Annotated in this window: 17 protein-coding genes; 5 read left to right on the plus strand and 12 right to left on the minus strand. The window is 45.7% G+C overall.

Annotated elements, in window-relative coordinates; genetic code table 11:
- Positions 1 to 163 precede the first annotated feature (163 nt).
- The 9 genes from AB4384_RS13430 to pilM all read right to left on the minus strand — a co-directional run bounded on the left by AB4384_RS13430 (position 164) and on the right by pilM (position 8977).
- Positions 164 to 1012 (minus strand): Dam family site-specific DNA-(adenine-N6)-methyltransferase, encoded by an 849-nt coding sequence (locus tag AB4384_RS13430; RefSeq protein ID WP_017061122.1) that lies wholly within the window; start codon positions 1010 to 1012, stop codon positions 164 to 166.
- A 69-nt stretch (positions 1013 to 1081) separates the two neighbouring features.
- Positions 1082 to 2599 (minus strand): AAA family ATPase, encoded by a 1518-nt coding sequence (locus AB4384_RS13435; RefSeq protein ID WP_017068836.1) that lies wholly within the window; start codon positions 2597 to 2599, stop codon positions 1082 to 1084.
- A 79-nt stretch (positions 2600 to 2678) separates the two neighbouring features.
- Entirely contained in the window at positions 2679 to 3767 is a 1089-nt protein-coding gene (aroB, locus tag AB4384_RS13440; protein WP_017061124.1) for a 3-dehydroquinate synthase, read from the minus strand.
- Between the two features lie 25 nt (positions 3768 to 3792).
- Positions 3793 to 4311, minus strand: a complete 519-nt coding sequence (gene aroK, locus AB4384_RS13445; protein ID WP_017061125.1) for a shikimate kinase AroK — start codon at positions 4309 to 4311, stop codon at positions 3793 to 3795.
- A gap of 176 nt (positions 4312 to 4487) precedes the next feature.
- A complete protein-coding gene (locus AB4384_RS13450; protein ID WP_137001068.1) occupies positions 4488 to 6206 on the minus strand; it encodes a type IV pilus secretin PilQ in 1719 nt (572 codons plus the stop codon).
- Between the two features lie 35 nt (positions 6207 to 6241).
- Positions 6242 to 6760 carry a pilus assembly protein PilP gene (locus tag AB4384_RS13455; protein ID WP_017063694.1) on the minus strand — a complete coding sequence of 173 codons (519 nt, stop codon included), beginning with the start codon at positions 6758 to 6760 and terminating at the stop codon, positions 6242 to 6244.
- Positions 6747 to 7376, minus strand: coding sequence for a type 4a pilus biogenesis protein PilO (locus AB4384_RS13460; RefSeq protein ID WP_017068838.1), 630 nt, complete (start codon positions 7374 to 7376; stop codon positions 6747 to 6749). The genes AB4384_RS13455 and AB4384_RS13460 overlap by 14 nt, the downstream gene beginning before the upstream one ends.
- Complete coding sequence (locus tag AB4384_RS13465) at positions 7369 to 7968, minus strand: PilN domain-containing protein (protein WP_017061129.1); 600 nt, start codon at positions 7966 to 7968, stop codon at positions 7369 to 7371. Before AB4384_RS13465 ends, AB4384_RS13460 begins: the two co-directional genes overlap by 8 nt.
- On the minus strand, positions 7952 to 8977 hold the full coding sequence (gene pilM / locus AB4384_RS13470) for a type IV pilus assembly protein PilM (protein WP_108118167.1): 1026 nt from the start codon (positions 8975 to 8977) through the stop codon (positions 7952 to 7954). Before pilM ends, AB4384_RS13465 begins: the two co-directional genes overlap by 17 nt.
- A 151-nt stretch (positions 8978 to 9128) precedes the next feature.
- Between pilM and AB4384_RS13475 the strand changes: the two genes are divergently transcribed.
- The gene (locus AB4384_RS13475; RefSeq protein WP_372103616.1) at positions 9129 to 11690 is read left to right on the plus strand and encodes a penicillin-binding protein 1A; all 2562 of its coding nucleotides are present in this window, start codon (positions 9129 to 9131) and stop codon (positions 11688 to 11690) included.
- A 111-nt stretch (positions 11691 to 11801) separates the two neighbouring features.
- Here AB4384_RS13475 and oxyR read toward each other — a convergent pair whose 3' ends face one another.
- Positions 11802 to 12695, minus strand: a complete 894-nt coding sequence (gene oxyR / locus AB4384_RS13480) for a DNA-binding transcriptional regulator OxyR (protein ID WP_017061132.1) — start codon at positions 12693 to 12695, stop codon at positions 11802 to 11804.
- On the opposite strand from oxyR, the gene AB4384_RS13485 reads away from it, so the two are divergent.
- From AB4384_RS13485 to AB4384_RS13495, 3 genes are all read left to right on the plus strand, one after another.
- Positions 12694 to 12873: a hypothetical protein gene (locus AB4384_RS13485; protein ID WP_017068839.1), complete on the plus strand. Its 180-nt coding sequence runs from the start codon at positions 12694 to 12696 to the stop codon at positions 12871 to 12873. The genes oxyR and AB4384_RS13485 overlap by 2 nt on opposite strands.
- A 44-nt stretch (positions 12874 to 12917) precedes the next feature.
- The gene (locus tag AB4384_RS13490; RefSeq protein WP_017061133.1) at positions 12918 to 13646 is read left to right on the plus strand and encodes a glutathione peroxidase; all 729 of its coding nucleotides are present in this window, start codon (positions 12918 to 12920) and stop codon (positions 13644 to 13646) included.
- A gap of 274 nt (positions 13647 to 13920) precedes the next feature.
- The gene (locus tag AB4384_RS13495) at positions 13921 to 15387 is read left to right on the plus strand and encodes a dihydrolipoyl dehydrogenase (RefSeq protein ID WP_372129671.1); all 1467 of its coding nucleotides are present in this window, start codon (positions 13921 to 13923) and stop codon (positions 15385 to 15387) included.
- 323 nt (positions 15388 to 15710) lie between these two features.
- Here AB4384_RS13495 and AB4384_RS13500 read toward each other — a convergent pair whose 3' ends face one another.
- Positions 15711 to 16058, minus strand: a complete 348-nt coding sequence (locus tag AB4384_RS13500) for a RidA family protein (RefSeq protein WP_004729674.1) — start codon at positions 16056 to 16058, stop codon at positions 15711 to 15713.
- Between the two features lie 87 nt (positions 16059 to 16145).
- Between AB4384_RS13500 and AB4384_RS13505 the strand changes: the two genes are divergently transcribed.
- Positions 16146 to 16394, plus strand: coding sequence for a DUF3624 domain-containing protein (locus tag AB4384_RS13505; RefSeq protein WP_029235423.1), 249 nt, complete (start codon positions 16146 to 16148; stop codon positions 16392 to 16394).
- Positions 16395 to 16649: 255 nt separating this feature from the next.
- Here AB4384_RS13505 and argH read toward each other — a convergent pair whose 3' ends face one another.
- Entirely contained in the window at positions 16650 to 18524 is a 1875-nt protein-coding gene (gene argH / locus AB4384_RS13510) for an argininosuccinate lyase (protein WP_017061136.1), read from the minus strand.
- Between the last annotated feature and the right edge of the window lie 239 nt (positions 18525 to 18763).

Raw genomic sequence — 18763 nt, forward strand, 5'->3', positions numbered from 1 at the left:
CCGCCTTGTGACATCTCATATACAAATACAAGACTCAATTCCAAGACTATTTGGTGTGCAATTCTACCTAAGCAACTAAGCAGATCCTAGCAGTTCGAAAGATTAGTTTATGAAAGTACCCGTTGGTCACTCAATTTAATGAGTTCGAGGGTTATGTTGGCCGCTACAATTCTTCTGAAGCGTGTTGCTGGTTTTTCTCTTTATGAAAAAGTGCCAGTAACTCATCGACTTTATTGCGCCCTGCGCCATTACGGCTAATGGTGCGCTTAACCTTGACCACGTTCAGTTCTGCACCATGGTATAAACGGCGCGTTAAGGTGGTGTCATGGTTTGAGATCAAAACAGGGATGCCTCGTTCCATCGCTGCTTTTTCAGCAACATCCGCCAGTGCAGCTTGGTCATCTAAGCTAAAGCCATTACCTGCGTAAGAGGTAAAGTTTGCCGTGTTCGACAGTGGTGCGTATGGAGGATCGCAGTAAACCACACAGCCTTTGCGCGCGCGGCTAAAGGTTTCATGGTATCCCTCACAGACGAAGGTGGCTTTTTTCGCTTTCTCGGCAAAAAATTCCAGCTCAGCTTCTGGGAAGTAAGGTTTTTTATAAGAACCAAATGGAACGTTAAAACCGCCCTTCTTGTTGTAACGACATAGGCCATTGAAGCCAAATCGGTTCATATACAAGAAAGCCAATGAACGATACATGACGTTATCTGTACCATTGAACTCAGCGCGAATATCTAAGAAGGCTTCTTTACGGTTGTTCTCAGGACAGAACCAGCGCTTCGCTTCCGTGATATAAGTTTCAGGATCGGTTTTAAGCAGGTTGTACAGGTTGATAAGATCGGGATTGATATCTGCAAGCAGGTACTGTTCAAAGTCAGTATTCAGAAATACTGAGCCGGCACCGACAAACGGTTCTACCAATTTACGAGCAGGTGGCAGGTGACGTTGGATGTCTTCAACTAGGCCATATTTACCACCAGCCCATTTTAGAAAGGCACGCTGCTTTTTCATTTACTGCTCTATCTATCAACTCAAAAATAAGGCTGCGGAATGTAACATATTTTGAGGCTAAGCTCAGGGTTATTTCGCACGTTCTATCTCTCGATGCACTTGATTCATCGATTTTGCCCAAGGTTCCAACTGTTGAAGGGGTTTTGATAACGCACTTACCGCGTCTCTCGCCACTTGAATCGTTGGGTAATCTTGATAAGTGATAATAAACCACTTGGTGTCGTTGCGAAGTGTTGGGTAAATACGAACCTTGTTCTCAAGGTCATACTCTTCAATGAAAGACTGTACGTCGTCCAATGAGGTCATCGCACTCAACTGCAAAGTATAAGCTCGCGGAGAGATAGCTTGTAACTCTTCGCGAGAAAATGAGAATGTAATTTTCTTAGTCGGTGGCGTGGACTGTGTTAGGTCTGTTGCTTCATCGGCTGAAGGCTGTGACTCCACTTTGTCTGCATCTGATTGCGAACTCACCGCGGCACCTGTGTTTTCTTCAACAGCAGCATCAATCGCACTGGTATCGGCACTTTCAGGTTTATCATCAAGCAAGGCATCAACCACATCAGAGGTGATTACGACACGCTGCTGATCTTGTTCGACTTCTCCAACACTCGCGGTATCTTCAACGACAGTCGGTGGCAAAGATGAGCTGTCGTCATCAGCACCTTGATAACTCATGTCAGCTTCGGCTTCAGAATCGTCCATTCCGTCGATTCCAGCTTGCTCGGTACCACTTTCCACTTCAAAAGTTGGGATAGCTGTCTGTTCAATCGGAGCGATAAGAGATTGCGCTTTATCGTCAGGGGTTGGTTGACTGAACATCCACCAATAACCACCACCAATTAAAATCAACAGCAAGGCCACCACAATCGCGATATTGATGGGTGAGCCAATAATTGAGCGAATAATAATCCTTTTTTCCACTTTCAATTCTCCTAAAGCCATTAACTCACCGGGCAGAGGTTGCGCTTTATTAAACGCACGTCGCACGCAAGTTTCAGACTCATCATCAACATATCGAATCACCAGTGATTCAAAGAAATGTTCAGCTTCTGGTTGCGAAAGGTCATCGATCTCAAGATCGATAGGTTTGTGTTGTTGACCGTAGCTCAAACGCGTTAATAACGTATCTAAGTGGCCAGGTTCCGAGAAGAGAACGATATTGATCGTCCATTGAGGGTTTGATTGAGCTTCCAGTACCAACATCCATAATTCGGATACCAATAGCTCAGAAAGTCGTTGGGCATCATCAACGACGATAACCACATTACACGGTTCTCCATCCAGTAACCTTGTTAGGCTATCCGATAAAGAATCATGTTGATTAAACAGGGGATCAGAAACAATTTGGCTAAGAATGAGCGCACGGCGTTGTTGATCGTCTTGGCTTGGATGACAAAGCAGTAAACACTGATTTTTTTCTGTCGACCATGCTTCAAGATAACGCTGAGCCAACCAAGATCGGCCAGAGCCAGCTTTGCCCGCCACCGTCACAAGGTTTGAACCAAAGTTAGTCAAAAGCTGTAAGCGCTCTAGCAGCTCAACTTGAGATTCTAACTCTAATACTCTTAATTCATGAGCCAAACTCATTGGGGATCCCTACTGATAAGATCGATCAGTAAAACGCTTCAGTTGCCTAGAGTTTAGCTAGGCAACCTCACAACCAAATTTAAAGAGTACGGCAGAAATCGATCGCTTGTTTAATGATGTCTTGAGGCACATCAGCAACCACTTCAGCAGTACCAATACTTGTTGGTAATACCAAACGCAACTGACCAGACAGCACTTTTTTATCGCGCATCATGTGCTTCATAAAGTCTTCAAAAGACATGCTTTCTGGCGTATGGATTGGTAGTTTCGCATTCTTGAGTATAGAAATAATTCGCTCAAGTTGCTGCTGAGAGATCAGTCCCTGTAATTGAGCTGTTTTAGCTGCCATTACAGTGCCTGACGACACAGCTTCACCATGTAGCCAATTACCATAGCCTAGTTCTGCTTCAATCGCATGACCAAATGTATGACCTAGGTTCAATAACGCTCTGATTCCTGACTCTTTTTCATCTAGAGCCACCACTTCAGCCTTAATTGCACAACAACGAGCAATCGCGGTAATCAGTGCTTCTTCATCAAGTTGATAAAGTTTCTCTAGATTCTGCTCCAACCAATCAAAGAAGGCTTCATCGTAAATGATGCCGTATTTGATCACCTCAGCAATGCCCGCAGCAAACTCACGCTCTGGAAGCGTTGATAAACAGTTGGTATCGATGATCACAGATTTCGGTTGGTAAAAAGCGCCGATCATATTCTTACCAAGAGGATGGTTTACTGCGGTTTTACCACCAACAGAAGAGTCCACTTGAGAAAGAAGGGTCGTCGGGATTTGAATGAAATCAATACCGCGCTGGTAACAAGAGGCAGCAAAACCGACCAAGTCACCGATAACACCACCTCCTAAAGCAATCACCACCACATCGCGGCTGTAATTTCCTTCAAGCATGTAGCTCATCACTGAATTGAACGTTTCAAGGGTTTTGTACTGTTCACCGTCTGGCAGCTCGAGAAGAGATGTCTGACAGCCGACTTGATCCAATAGCGATAAAATTTTATCAGCATAAAGAGGCGCTACTGTCACATTACTGATAACAACAACTTTCTGCTTACCTGATAAAAAAGAAAGGTACGCCGGGTCTTCAAATAACCCGGCGCCAATAGAGATAGGGTAGCTACGCTCAGCTAGATTGACCGTAATCCGTTCCATGGGTTTGCTCTCCGAAAAAATGAACTTAACGTTCTTCTAGCATTTTTACGATCTGGTTGGCTACCACTTTTGCACTTTGGTCGTCAGTACGAACTGTGTAGTCCGCCACTTCTTCGTATAGTGCGTTGCGAGATACAGCTAGATCTTCTAGCACATCACGCGGGTTGTCTGTTTGAAGTAGAGGGCGTTTCTTGTCGCGGTTAGTGCGAGCAAGTTGCTTTTCAATTGTTGTCTCTAGGTATACAACAATGCCTCGTGCAGATAGACGGTTACGGTTTTCTTTGCTCAACACTGAACCACCACCTGTCGCAAGAACAATACCTTGTTCTTCTGTCAGATCATTGATTACAGATTCTTCGCGCTTACGGAAACCTTCTTCGCCCTCAACATCAAAAACCCATGCGATGTCTGCGCCAGTGCGCTCTTCGATCACAGTGTCAGAGTCTAGAAACTCCATATGAAGTTGGGAAGCTAGGTGTCTACCAATTGTACTTTTGCCGGCGCCCATTGGGCCAACAAGAAAAATATTGCGTTTCTCAGCCATGTTTTTAGCAGTAATTTACAACGTTAATTCAATGACATCGCCACAAGGTAGGTCAGTACAAGTACTGAAATTAAAAGGCCCGTGGCACCGATTCCTCACAGATAATTCGTGATAAGACCCGAAATTATCAAGGTTAGGTGCCACTAATGCAACTTTATTTTTAATCTAATTGTTCATTACTGAATCACAACTTTGGGTGTGACAAAAATAAGTAGTTCACTTTTACCCACATTTTCATAGCTGCGACGGAACAATGCGCCTAAAACTGGCAGGTCCCCCAACAGAGGAACTTTATCCACTGTACTGCTCACGCTGTGCTGAAATATCCCGCCAAGCACGACAGTTTCACCATTATTAACAAGCACTTGCGTACCTATTCTTTGCGTATCAATGGCGACCGCTTCACCGGTTCCAGTTTTTACCACTTGCCCTGGCCTATCTTGAGTCACGCTCAAATCCAATACCAAACGATTATCGGGCGTGATCTGCGGTGTCACCTTAAGACTCAACACGGCTTTCTTAAATGCAACCGACGTAGCGCCACTTGAAGATGACTCTAAGTAAGGAATTTCAGTACCTTGCTCAATATAAGCCGGCTTTTTATTGGTGGTGATTAAGCGTGGACTAGAAATGATTTCAGCTTTTGACTCTTGTTGCAGTGCCGACAGTTCAAGATCGAGTAAGGTATCTGAACCCAGTTTGGCCACCTGAAACGCAATACTCGAGGCGTTCGGCGATGTTGCCCCTAAATTGACGTTGAGATAGTCATCAATCACGCTGCTGCCGCTATCGTCGTCATACGGCGTAATCGCTGATGGGTGGTTACCTTCGATTGAGCCACCAACGGTGAAGCTTCCGTTGGTTGAGGAAACGCCCCAGCGCACGCCAAGCTCATCAAGATTACCCTCAGTAACCGTGACAATACGTGCCTCTATCTGTACCTGCTTCACGGGAATGTCTAACGATTCAATGATGCCTCGGATCACGGCAATGTTTTCTTCCAATTCACGAATGAGCAGTGAGTTGGTGCGCTCATCAATGGTAATCGAACCACGATCGGACAACATGCTGACCGCACCTTCACCTCCAATCATGTCAGCGATGTCGGTGGCTTTAGCAAAGTTAATCTTGATGATTTCCGATTTAAGCTCCCCTAACTCCTCTTCTAAGCGCGATTTCTCTAACGCTTGTTGCTCTCGAAGGTCGAGCTCCGCTTTCGGCGCGACCAAGATAACATTGCCATCAACACGCTTATCCAAGCCTTTAACTTGCAAGATAATGTCGAGAACTTGCTGCCAAGGTACGCCATCTAAGCGTAACGTCAGGTTTCCGGCTACCGAATCAGACACCACGAGATTGAAGTCGTTGTAATCGGCAATCAGTTGCATGACATTTCGTACCGGGATATCCTGGAAGTTAATCGATATCAGCTTGCCCTCTTTCTCTAGAACGCTTTTTTCTTTGGTCGCTTCATCGAGCACCGGTTTGCTGATCACCACCTCAATAAAGCGCCCCTTTAGGTTGTATTCATACTGATAGTCATTGCTAATCGTCGCTAGAAGCCGAGTGCTTGGTGTCTCTTTATAGACTTCAATGCCTTCAACCAAGGTAGCGAAATCCTTCACATCCAGCAGGTAGAGCTTGTCATCATCAACTTGAGTATTGATTAGCTCGATACTTAACCCTTCCTGAGCTCGTTGAACATCCACCACTGCTGTGCTGGTCGCCAGCTCAATAATGATGACGGCGTCTTTATCCTTATTGACCCTAAAATCAATATTCTCCAATTTGTTCGGTAAGCTCTCGGCATGGCTGAGCACGCTAACAACCAACATCACAGACACAGCAAAACCTTGTAGAGCCTTGCTCACTAATCCACTTATTCCTTTAATCATATTTACATCTCATATCCACATCATGTGACATTGGTTTACTTCAGAGCCAGCCTAACGTTGCGCTTATGCCAACAACCTAAGCCATCTGGAAGAGTTTCATTAATCTGAACGTATTGGCTCGTCACCTTAGTAACTCGGCCATTGTTTAAGCCGATAAACTGGCCTTTCTTGACGTTTACCACGTTGCCTTTGGGTGTTTGCACTAAGCCAAACACGCTTGAGCCACTGCCCATCACGCCTCTTAAACGAAGCTTACTCAGCGGGTACTTCTCTAACTTGCCATTACGAGAACGGGCGCTGGGTTGCCAACAGTCTTTCTTAACCAAGGGTTGGTTTTGCACAATGGCTTCTTTAGGCAGTTCAAAGGGAGGACGCAAAGATCGGCGCTGATAAGTCGCCGCCGTGAATTCAGTTGCTGGGACAAGTTGCTCGACATCTTTTCTCGCCTTGGCTTCAACCTGCGCCACAAAATCTTGCAGTGAGTCTTGATTAGCTTTGCAGCCTGACAACGCAAGCATCAATACGATTGAGTAAAACGCGCTATTGGGTTTCATCATTAACCTCCGATTTAAACTGGTAGGTATAAGCTCGAACCCTAAAGTGCAGCGTGCTACTTTCTTGACTGACTCGCTGCCAATTCACATCATCAAAGCTAATAATACGCGGCAGCTTGGCGATGGCAGCAGAGAAGTCACCAATCTCGTGATAGTCACCTGTCAGCTCTATATTGAGAGGCAATCGATAGAGAAACTCCTTGTTCTGTTTTTGTCCCCAATCGATTCGAGTAAAGGTCAGCGAATTATCCAAGCCGAGTTCATTCACAGACGCCAACATACTTGCTAGCTCTTTTTGAACAGGCAGCTGCTCTAACAGGTAATCGTAGCGACTGGTTAGTTCATCCAGCTGACTCTGCAATTTAGGCAAGGCTGCAACCTTGTTGGCCTTTATTCGCAAGGTCGTCTTTAAGGTTTGTTCTTGTTGCTTCATCTGTTGCAGTTCATCGTCGAGTGGCAACACATAAAGCCAAGTGCCTACACCTTGGATTAACACTATCAACACCAGAATCACGAGAAGCTGAGGCAGCAATGGCCATTCGGTGATCTCATCAACATCGAGATCTTGCAAGCTCATCCTGTTTTGCCTACTAATCCTATTTTGAAGGTTAGCCATGATGCGCCCCCTTATCTTTTCTGCTTGCGGTTGTGTTTTCTAAAGACACAGGGCTAAACACAAAAGAGACCTTGAAGGTCTGAAACTCTTTATTGAAGCGCTTGCGGTTATGAACGATAGAGTGCATCTCGACCCCTTTCAAAGAATCTGAACGTTCGAGGTTGTCCAACATGGTGGCGAGACGAGCAGTGCTGTCGCTGATGCCCGACATTTCAATCTCCTGACCATTCATCTTTATCTTGTCGACATAGACCCCCTCTGGAATCAGCTCCGGCATCAAGTTCATGAAGTCGGTGGTCTTATTACGGCCAAGCTGCAGCGACTCAACCACATCAAGTCGAGTCAGAATGGCTTTGTGTTCTTGCTCTGCGACTTTTAACGACTGAATTTGTCGGTCGAGCTCAGCAATGTACTGATTTAGGTAATTGAGGCGAGCTTGCTGCTTGGCTTGTTGATCGTGAAAATAGTGACCAACCGCCCATTGCCCTATAAGCGCAATGATGACGCCAAGAATGACCAGATGGATAAAACGCTTCTTGTGCTGAGCACGAATCTCATCACGCCACGGCAGCAAGTTAATTTGATGCAACATGCTTCTCTCCCTGCCACTTGAGCCCACTCATCGCCATACCCGCCGCGATACCAAAGTGTTGCCAGTCAATCGGCAGTCGGCGTCTCTTGGCGACCTTATTCTCAAATAAAGACAAAGGATTCAATGACTCGCAGCTCAACTGAAAATGGCGTTCTAGCTCTTCGGTTACCATAGGGATGCTGGCGCCCTCGCCCATCAACCAAATCCCTGAGATAGGTTGCTGCGCATTTCCCGATGAATAGAGCTGCAATTGACGCTTGAGCTTCTCAATCAGGTTAACGATGAATTGATGTGTCTCTTCCATAGTACCGAACACGCTCTCGATATCACTCGGGTCATCTGAGCTGCGAAGATCTTGAGTGCCAAAGGCGATGTCTTTATAGAAAGGCGCCGAATTCTGCGGGATAACCCCTAGCGAGGTTTGGTCGATTCCAACATCCACCAGCAACCAGTTTTTCTTATCGGGATACAGGCGCGAGGCCAATTGCCAGATATTAAGTAGCCCATGCGCCTGTGTATCCACCACCACAGGTTTGAAGCCAGCCTTGGTTAATGCATCCGCTCGGCTATCCACAACTTCTTTACGAGTGGCGTATACCTGATAACTGCTTGTCGAACCTTTACCAAATCGTTTGTCTTCCAGCTTTACAAAATCTAAACTCAGCTCCTCGATAGGGAAGGGAGATTGATGGGCGAAGGTTTGATAGATAGAAAACTCTTTTTCTCTGTCTTCTAACTCACTCTCTATTTGCAGTACTTTGCTGATCACCGTGTTATCAGGTACCGAAATGGCGACGTTGCGACAGCCAAAAGGCAGTCCTTTCCTAAGTTCTTTAAGTTTCTTAACAGTTTTCTGATACTCCAAAGTATGGTTAGCTGTAAAAATGTCGTCCGAAATCGGCAGCTCTTTGTATCCCACTAGGGCATACAACTCCCCCAAGGGTTTTAGTACCACGGCTTTGATGCTGTGATGATTTATATCTATACCTGTAATTAATGATGAACCCATGTGACCTAGCTCCTGAAGTGCCAAGCATTTCGTTGATTATCTAGGGGTTGTGATTATTAGTTAAATAAGCGTTAATAAACGAAAGCTAAGTTTTTAGCCTAGAGTACAAGGGTTTGCTGCTTATCAGCCTTAACTAATCAGGGATTATCCGGTGAAGTTCATAAAGCGATTATTCATATTTACATTGATTTGCATGATTCTTGGAGTCAGTACAATTTTCGGGTTTTATTTTTACGTAAAACCAGAGTTGCCTGATGTTGCCACTTTGCGCGACGTAGAACTCCAAACGCCGATGCAAGTCTTCAGTCAAGACGGTAAGCTGATCTCTCAATTTGGTGAAAAGCGTCGTAATCCAGTCACTTATGACGAGATTCCTCGCCACTTAGTTGAGGCTCTGATTGCCACCGAAGATAGCCGTTTCTATGAACACCCAGGTATTGACCCAATCGGTATCACACGTGCAGCACTCGTCGTTGCAATGTCGGGTTCAGCCAAACAAGGTGCTAGTACCATTACTCAGCAGCTTGCGCGTAACTTCTTCTTATCTAATGAGAAAAAGATTATGCGTAAGATCAAAGAGATCTTCATTGCGATCCACATTGAGCAACTTCTTAGTAAAGAAGAGATCATGGAGCTTTACGTCAACAAGATCTTCCTTGGTCACCGTTCGTATGGTTTTGGCGCGGCAGCACGTGTTTACTTCGGTAAAGATCTTCCTGATCTCACGCTGAGTGAAATTGCGACCCTTGCGGGTATGCCAAAAGCACCTTCGACAATGAACCCTATTTACTCTGTTGAGCGCGCGACTAACCGTCGTAACGTTGTATTGCGTCGTATGTTAGACGAGAAATACATCACTCAAGCAGAGTTCGATGACGCTCGTAGCGAAGAGCTTATCTCGAAATACCACGGTGCAGAGATCGAACTGAGCGCGCCATATGTTGCTGAAGTTGCACGTGCTTGGATGGTGGAACGCTATGGCGAAGCCGCTTATACATCAGGCATGAAGGTCTACACGACCGTTGATTCGAAACTGCAAAAAGCAGCGAACCAAGCCGCAATTAAGAACCTACTTGGCTACGATGAGCGTCACGGCTACCGTGGTGCTGAAAAAGTATTGTGGCAGACTGCTCAATCGGCTTGGGACCACGACGAAATCGTTAAACACCTTAAGTCTCAACCAACCTATGGTGATCTAGTCCCTGCAGTAGTAACTGCTGTTGATTCAAAAAGCGCTCAGGTTTGGGTTAAAAACCAAGGCGAAGGCACAATTGAATGGCAAGGCATGAACTGGGCACGCAAGTTCCTAACAGATGACCGTCAAGGCCCAGCTCCTTCTCAAGCAAAAGAGATTCTTGCGGTTGGTGAGCAAGTTTGGGTTCGCCATGAAGCCGTAACAGGCGACGAAGTCTCTGAAGAGCCTACAGAAGAGTCAGCGACATCAGAATCGGAAACACCTGTTGTTTGGCGTCTAAGCCAAGTGCCAAATGCAAACACGGCATTTGTGGCAATGAACCCGAACAACGGCGCAGTATTATCGATGGTGGGTGGCTTTAACTTTGTTCACAACAAGTTCAACCGTGCGACGCAATCTATTCGTCAGGTTGGTTCTGGTATCAAACCATTTATCTATTCAGCAGCGATTGAGAAAGGCTTAACACTGGCTTCACTGATCAACGATGCACCGATTAACCAATGGGATAAGAGCCAAGGTACGGCATGGCGACCAAAGAACTCACCACCTACCTACGTTGGCCCGACTCGTTTACGTATTGGCTTAGCTCAATCGAAAAACGTAATGGCGGTACGTGTACTGCGCGAAGTAGGTCTAGATGATACTCGTAACTACCTAACTCGATTTGGCTTTGATATTGATGAAGTTCCGCGTTCTGAAACCATTGCTCTGGGTGCGGGTAGCTTAACGCCAATGAAAGTAGCTCAAGGTTACTCAGTATTCGCTAATGGCGGCTACTACGTTGAACCTTTCTACATCAGCCGCATTGAGACACCATTTGGTGAGACTGAATTTGAAGCGACACCAAAAGTGGTTTGTAAAGACGATTGCCAACAGCAAATGACCTCAGACCCAATGGCTGATGAGTTTGCAGAGCAAGATGTGGATGCCAAAGTACAATACGCACCTCAAGTTATCTCTGAACAGAACGCATTCCTTGTTCGTGAAATGATGTACAGCAACATCTGGGGTGGCGGTGATTGGAGCGCAGGTACGGGTTGGAACGGTACAGGTTGGCGTGCACAGCCGTTGAAGCGTCGTGACATTGGCGGAAAAACGGGTACCACCAACGATTCGAAAGATACTTGGTACAGCGGTTACGGCCCTGGCATGGTTGCAACGGTATGGGTTGGTTTTGATAACCACAACCGCAACCTAGGCAGAACCAAAGCGAACTCAAATCTTGGTAAGAACCAAATTACGGGTGCAGAAGCTGGCGCGAAAACAGCAGAACCTGCATGGGTTGATTTCATGGGTACGGCGTTAGCGGGTGTTCCTGCTGAGCGTAAAGAGATTCCTGAGAACATCGTCCGTGTTCGTATCGACCGTGAAACTGGCTTACTGACCAACAAGTTCGATAGCTCATCAATGTTCGAGTACTTCGAGAAAGGCACAGAGCCAACCGAGTACATCACTGAACGTTTCAATGATGACATCTACTCAACCTCATCAGGTGAAGCAGTAGAAGAACTGTTCTAACTAAGGTTTGTAGAACCTAGTAACATGAACCAACCAAAAGGGTTGATATGCATTCATATCAACCCTTTTTTTATATCTATATCTGACCAGACTAGGCTCTAAATTCAAGCGCTAAGCCGTCTTCTCCAGTTGAGTTCGAATCGTCTCAGCCAATTGCTCGAAACGTCCCTTCAATGGAGAGCCCGGACGGTAGGCAACAACAATGCGACGTGAAGGTGTTGGATTCACAGCAGGTACGTAACACACACCGTCTTTCTGCTTCTCTTTCGGCACCGATAGCTGAGGAAGCAAGGTAATCCCCGCCCCCGCCGCGACCATGTTACGCAGCGTTTCTAAGCTGGTTGCCTTAAAGCGCTCATCATCTTTGGCGCCCGCAGCAAAACAGAAGCCCAAGGCTTGGTCTCTCAAACAGTGACCGTCACCTAGCGCAAGTACGGTTTGTCCATTTAGCTGCAGCATATCGACAGTGTCTTGCTGAGCCCACTCGTGGTCACATGGAACGGCAACACTTAACGGCTCGTCATACACATCGATCTCTTTGAACACCGCCGTTTCATCAACCGCAGCCAGTACTAAGCAATCAAGCTTGCCATCTTCAAGTTGGCTCACTAACTGATGGGTCTGAGCTTCATGCAGGTAAAGCTCAAGATCTGGAAAGCTCTCTTTCAGATGAGGAACAATCTTAGGCAAGATGTAAGGACCCACGGTTGGAATAAAACCAATATGCATTGGCCCCGTCATTGCTTCGCCGTGTCCACTCGCCATATCTTTAAAGGTCTTCACCTCGTTGAGAATGCGCTTGGCTTGCTCAACAAGTTGTAACCCTGATTCTGTAAATATCACCTTCCTTGGGCTACGCTCGGTTAACTGAAGTCCAATTTCATCTTCGAGTTTGCGTATTTGACCGCTTAGTGTCGGCTGACTGACAAAGCACGCTTCTGCCGCTTTTCGGAAGTGTTTATGCTCTGCGAGCGCCACCAAGTATTCAAAGTCACGAATATTCATGATCAGTCTCTTACCTCAGGTTTTAATAAGAACAAGGGGTTTCATAGAAACATTTAAAAGAAAAATGCTCTTGATAGAATTTACCTATCAAAACCATAACATCAAACGATTAGAGCTATCAAAGAATTTATCTAATAATGGGCTCAACAAAACGAAACAGAGCAACGAAAAACGTTAAGCTCTAATAGAACAAAATTAAAAATACTATTTAAGGAAATCAATATGTTTGCATCTAAAGAAGGTCAATCAATCCCTCAAGTAACATTCCCAACTCGCCAAGGCGATGCATGGGTTAACGTAACGACAGAAGAGCTTTTCAAAGACAAGACAGTTATCGTATTCAGCCTACCAGGTGCGTTTACTCCAACATGTTCTTCAAGCCACCTACCTCGTTACAACGAGCTACACTCTGTATTCAAAGAAAACGGTGTTGATGACATTCTGTGTGTTTCTGTAAACGATACATTCGTAATGAACGCTTGGAAAGCAGACCAAGAAGCGGAAAACATCACATTCATCCCAGATGGTAACGGTGATTTCACAGACGGCATGGGTATGCTAGTTGAGAAAAACGACATCGGCTTCGGCAAACGTTCATGGCGTTACAGCATGCTGGTTAAAAACGGCGTGGTAGAGAAAATGTTCATCGAAGAAGACGTACCAGGCGACCCGTTCAAGGTTTCTGATGCTGATACTATGCTTAACTACCTTGCTCCTGAGCACAAAGAGCAAGAGTCAATCACAGTATTCACTAAGCCAGGCTGTCCTTTCTGTATGAAAGCAAAACAGAACCTAATCGACAAAGGTCTGAACTACGAAGAAGTGGTTCTAGGTAAAGATGCAACAACAGTAAGCCTACGTGCTATCTCTGGTCGCACTACTGTTCCTCAAGTATTCATCGGTGGCAAACACATCGGTGGTAGCGAAGAACTAGAAACTTTCCTAGGCTAATCGCTTCATCGCCGATATAGGCTTAGAAGTATCAGCTAACCCACCCTCTTGTGGGTTAGCTATTCCAAACACTCTTATCTGAGTATTGGCAAAAGAATATAGCTGGTGACTCGCCTGTCTTTTACTAACCTATAGTTAGTAACAAAAAGCAGAACCACAAGCTAAACCTAATAAAACAGAATCACAAAACTGACCCACTATCCTGACTCTCAAAAAATCACCAGAGTTGGAGGGGTTCGTTTAAACCAAATTTAGCCATTGCGAGAAAATTATTATGAAACAAGTCAATGTAGATGTAGCAGTTATCGGGGGCGGTACGGCAGGTTTAGGTTCTTACCGCGCTGCAAAAGCACACACTGACAGTGTCGTGATGATTGAAGGCGGCCCTTACGGCACAACCTGTGCTCGTGTTGGTTGTATGCCATCTAAACTGCTTATTGCAGCTGCGGAAAGCGTACACCAAATCGAGAAAGCTCCGGCTTTTGGCGTTCACCCACAAGGTGATATCGTGATTAACGGTCGTGAAGTGATGGACCGAGTGAAGTTTGAACGTGACCGTTTTGTTGGTTTTGTTTTAGAAGGTGTTGATGAAATCCCAGAGCAAGACAAGATCTCTGGCTACGCAAAGTTCTTAGATGACAACACACTACAAATTGATGACCACACGGTTGTCAAAGCTAAGCGTATTGTTATCGCGACCGGTTCTCGCCCTGCATACCCTGCCGTTTGGAATGAGCTTAGCGATCGCCTGATCATTAACGACGACGTGTTCAGCTGGGATGATTTACCAGAATCGGTTGCGGTATTTGGCCCTGGTGTTATTGGTCTTGAGCTTGGTCAGTCACTGCACCGCTTAGGTGTGAAGACCAAACTGTTCGGTTTGGGTGGTCAAGTTGGCCCAGTAACTGATCCAGAGATCATGGCTTATGCAGATAAAGCTTTCAATGAAGAGTTCTATCTCGATGCCGACGTGAAAATCGAAAGCATGAAGCGCATTACCACTGAATCGGGTGAGCCACGTGTCGAAATCCAGTTCATCAATAAACAAGGTGAATTAGAAACTAACGTCGTTGAATACGTACTAGCAGCAACAGGTCGTCGCCCTAACACTGACAAGCTTGGCTTAGAGAATACCTCTCTAGAGCTTGATGAACGTGGTGTGCCAATCGCAGACCACTACACGCTACAAACATCACTACCATCAATATTTATCGCTGGTGATGCAAGCAACCAACTGCCTCTACTACATGAAGCAGCTGACCAAGCACGCATTGCAGGTGACAACGCTGGTCGCTTCCCTGAGATTCGTGCAGGCCTACGCCGCTCTAAAATCTCAGCGGTATTCTCTGACCCACAAATCGCGATGGTTGGTGAAACGTACAAAGAGATCACTACCCGCTTAGGCACATGTGGCTGTTTCGCAACGGGTGAAGTGTCTTTCGAGAACCAAGGTCGTTCACGAGTGATGCTACGCAACAAAGGTATTCTGCACGTTTACGGCGAGCAAGGTACAGGCCGCTTCCTTGGTGCTGAGATGATGGGACCAAACGCTGAACACTTGGCTCACTTGTTAGCTTGGGCACACCAGAACAAGATGACGGTTTCTGAAATGCTAGACATGCCGTTCTACCACCCAGTAATCGAAGAAGGTGTACGAACAGCGCTACGTGACCTGAATGCGAAACTGCACCTAGGTCCAGAGATGGTGAAACACTGTCTGGATTGTGGCCCGGGCTGTTAATCTCAGACTAGCGCCAGTCAATTAGCAGTTAACAAACGTTAGATACTAAAAAGGAAAGCCATTGGCTTTCCTTTTTGTTTTTGGCAACGAGTAAACTATAGATTCCCGATTACGCTCCTTCGTCGCTCTCGGGAATGACAGCAATTTTCATACACGTCTAGGCGAAGCTAACCAGAATAACGGTGCTTTTCAAAACGCGTCTAAACTGAAGAAAATCAAAGTGACGCATCAGCTAAACCAAAACTAAACTCGTCATTCCAGAACCGAGGGACGAGGTATCTGGAATCTCTTGAAGCCATTGCGTCACTAAAAGCTTTAAGCAATTACTTCTCAGCAGCAATCACAGAGATCTCAACCAATAGCGCTTCGCGAGCCATGTCGCCAGTCACACATGCGCGAGCTGGAGCGTGACCTTCTGGTACCCATGCATCCCACACTGCATTCATTTCTTGGAAGTCTTTCATGTCTTTCAAGTAAATCGTTGCTGACAGCATGTGCTCTTTGTCGCTGCCTGCTTGCTCAAGTAGCGCTTCTACTTTATCTAACATGGTTTGAGTTTGTTCAGTGATGTCTTTAGTTGCATCAGCACAAACTTGGCCACATAGGTAGATAGTACCGTTGTGTTTAACAATACGGCTCATACGTTGCTTGGTTTCTTGGCGCTCAATCATCGACTTTCTCTCTCTGTGTCACCGTGATCCAATATCTTGTGACGTGTTATTATCAGGGCAACAAGCATAACGCGAATCAAACCCAAGATGACATGCATTCATTGCAATAAAAGTGAAAAAATCCGTAACAAACTCGGTCGCTGCCAGCGTTGCATGAATCAGCTGATGGTGTTGTCGATTTTGAGTTGGGGAGTATGGTGGCTGTTTTTCAGAGAAGACCCAAAAACCATCAATGCCATCGCGTTGATGATGGCCGCTTTCGCGTTCAGTGGCTTGCTGTCGTTGCATTGGGTCATGAAGTTTGTGGTGCTACCGTTAAAGGGCAAAAAACGTTAGCTGGAAGTCTTTATTGGATAAAGAGTAGTGATTAGAGACAGGGCTAAACAATCCGATAATTCATCATAATTTTCGAGCTATTGTCATTTCCCGAACAGCAGATAGAAAAAAGCCCCAGAACCAATCGATTCTAGGGCTTTCTTAGAAAATTCTAAGAAAAAGCAGTGGTACTTTAATAGACCGGGCTTTTCTTAGTTTGTTCCCAAAAAAGATCAGATTTTTGATCTTTTTTTTAGGAGCTATAAAATCAATGCCTTATGCAACATTAACCTTAGCAATTATCTGCTCTACCAAGTTCACTTCCAATGCCACTTCATCACACGCATGTTGACGAGGACACTGGTCACAATCTTTCAGTACCTTCTCAGGCAGCAGAGATTTCGATGTTGGTAAGAAATCATGCTTCATAAAGAACTCTGGAGTACGAGTCAGCACAAACACCTTCTTGATGGCCATTTGTCGCGCTTTCTCAACCAAGTGCTGCACAATTGCGGTACCCTGCCCTTGACCTTGCCAGCCAGCTTCGACACCCAGTGAACGGATTTCCGCTAGGCCAGAGTCATACACATAGAGTGATGCACAACCTGTCACCTCACCATGATGCTCTGCGACCGCAAACGAGCCAATATCACGCACCAGTTCATTACGAGAACGAGGTAGGTTTTCACCCATGTTCGCCCAGTAAGCGACCATACCTTCCAACGCTTCAATATCGGTCAGACGAGCAGGACGAACCTTGACGATGGACGTATCACGCTGTGATAAACGTTTCTCAGCTTGGTCAACCGCGTAAGCCACTTGCTGTGGAGATACACCGCCTAGCGCGCTACGTTTTTCAAGACACGATTCAATGGTCAGGATGTCATACACATCTTCCTCAATCACCTCAGAGAACTCTTTCATCTCTGCGATGGTTAATTCTTCTAATGCACAGCCTTTAGCAATCGCCGCCACTACCGTCACACCAACAATATGGTGAGCTTCACGGAAAGGAATCCCTTTCGCTACTAGGTAATCAGCCAATTCAGTTGAGTTCGCGTAGCCTTGTTTCGCGGCTTCAAGTGTACGTTCGCCGTTCACTTTAATGCCGTCAAAACAGAGTGCTGCCATTTCCATACAATCATTCCAAGTATCTAAAGCGTCGAACAGACCTTCTTTATCTTCTTGCATGTCTTTGTTGTACGCCAAAGGCAGAGCTTTTACTGTCATCATCATTGCCGCTAATGAACCGTAAACACGGCCAGTTTTGCCACGGATAAGCTCTAGCGCATCTGGGTTTTTCTTTTGTGGCATCAGAGATGAACCTGACGTCACGGTATCCGCTAACTCGATGAAGTTTGATTCACCTGAGTTGTAGAAAATCATATCTTCTGCAAGACGCGAAAGGTGAAGCATAGAGATAGAAGCAATCGACATTAGCTCCATCACATGGTCGCGGTCAGAAACTGAATCTAGAGAGTTGCGCGTTGCACGACGGAAACCTAAGTTGTGAGCTAACTCTTCACGGTCCATCGGGTAAGCTGTTCCAGCAAGGGCACCAGAACCCAGCGGACATGTGTCTAGACGCTTAATCGCATCATTCAAACGTGAATAATCACGCTCAAGCATTTCAACGTAAGCCAAGCACCAGTGAGCAAAAGTTACCGGCTGAGCACGTTGTAAGTGAGTGTAGCCAGGAAGCACGGTTTCTTGATGCTGAGAAGCAACGTTCACCATTTGGCTTTGTAGGCGATCCAATGCCAGTAGCAGTTGGTTACCTTGCTGACGACACCATAGTTTCAGGTCTGTCGCCACTTGGTCGTTACGAGAACGGCCAGTGTGAAGTTTTTTGCCCAAGTCACCGACTTTGCCGATAAGTTGCTGCTCAACCCAGCTGTGAATATCTTCTGCATCAGAACGTAGAATCTGTTCAGGATCTTCCATCACCTCAAGTTTTAGCTCATTCAGCGCTAACTCAAGCTTCTGTTGCTCTTCTTCTGTTAATACGTTGACCGACAGTAGAGCTTTAGACCAGGCAATTGAGCCCACAATGTCTTGCTCAGCCAATCGGTAATCAAAACGAAGAGAATCGTTAAAATCTTTGAACCGGGTGTCTGCTGCTTGGGTAAATCTACCGCCCCATAATGCCATTGTGTATCTCCTAATTGCACAGTGCTCACTGTTTTTGCAAATGATAATTCTGATTAAGATTCAGTATTTTTCTGATGGTTTAAACTTACGGCAATTCAAAATGAAAATAAAGTATTAATTCATTATTTTCACATATTTATTCACCAACAGTTCAATCCATTGATTATTTTTAGCGTGGAGCGCGAATTATATGCCATCCGATAGGAAAAACCGAAGCTGATTTATTAGGCAAATAGAAA

Origin of the sequence: Vibrio sp. 10N.261.51.A4, assembly GCF_041471945.1 — a bacterium.
Lineage (GTDB): Bacteria > Pseudomonadota > Gammaproteobacteria > Enterobacterales > Vibrionaceae > Vibrio > Vibrio crassostreae_C.

Coding starts and splice junctions, on each gene's coding strand:
- AB4384_RS13430 (WP_017061122.1), bottom strand. CDS start 1,012: ATGAAAAAGCAGCGTGCCTTTCTAAAATGGGCTGGTGGTAAATATGGC.
- AB4384_RS13435 (WP_017068836.1), bottom strand. CDS start 2,599: ATGAGTTTGGCTCATGAATTAAGAGTATTAGAGTTAGAATCTCAAGTT.
- aroB (WP_017061124.1), bottom strand. CDS start 3,767: ATGGAACGGATTACGGTCAATCTAGCTGAGCGTAGCTACCCTATCTCT.
- aroK (WP_017061125.1), bottom strand. CDS start 4,311: ATGGCTGAGAAACGCAATATTTTTCTTGTTGGCCCAATGGGCGCCGGC.
- AB4384_RS13450 (WP_137001068.1), bottom strand. CDS start 6,206: ATGATTAAAGGAATAAGTGGATTAGTGAGCAAGGCTCTACAAGGTTTT.
- AB4384_RS13455 (WP_017063694.1), bottom strand. CDS start 6,760: ATGAAACCCAATAGCGCGTTTTACTCAATCGTATTGATGCTTGCGTTG.
- AB4384_RS13460 (WP_017068838.1), bottom strand. CDS start 7,376: ATGGCTAACCTTCAAAATAGGATTAGTAGGCAAAACAGGATGAGCTTG.
- AB4384_RS13465 (WP_017061129.1), bottom strand. CDS start 7,968: ATGTTGCATCAAATTAACTTGCTGCCGTGGCGTGATGAGATTCGTGCT.
- pilM (WP_108118167.1), bottom strand. CDS start 8,977: ATGGGTTCATCATTAATTACAGGTATAGATATAAATCATCACAGCATC.
- AB4384_RS13485 (WP_017068839.1), top strand. CDS start 12,694: ATGATCAGTCTCTTACCTCAGGTTTTAATAAGAACAAGGGGTTTCATA.
- oxyR (WP_017061132.1), bottom strand. CDS start 12,695: ATGAATATTCGTGACTTTGAATACTTGGTGGCGCTCGCAGAGCATAAA.
- AB4384_RS13490 (WP_017061133.1), top strand. CDS start 12,918: ATGTTTGCATCTAAAGAAGGTCAATCAATCCCTCAAGTAACATTCCCA.
- AB4384_RS13495 (WP_372129671.1), top strand. CDS start 13,921: ATGAAACAAGTCAATGTAGATGTAGCAGTTATCGGGGGCGGTACGGCA.
- AB4384_RS13500 (WP_004729674.1), bottom strand. CDS start 16,058: ATGATTGAGCGCCAAGAAACCAAGCAACGTATGAGCCGTATTGTTAAA.
- AB4384_RS13505 (WP_029235423.1), top strand. CDS start 16,146: ATGACATGCATTCATTGCAATAAAAGTGAAAAAATCCGTAACAAACTC.
- argH (WP_017061136.1), bottom strand. CDS start 18,524: ATGGCATTATGGGGCGGTAGATTTACCCAAGCAGCAGACACCCGGTTC.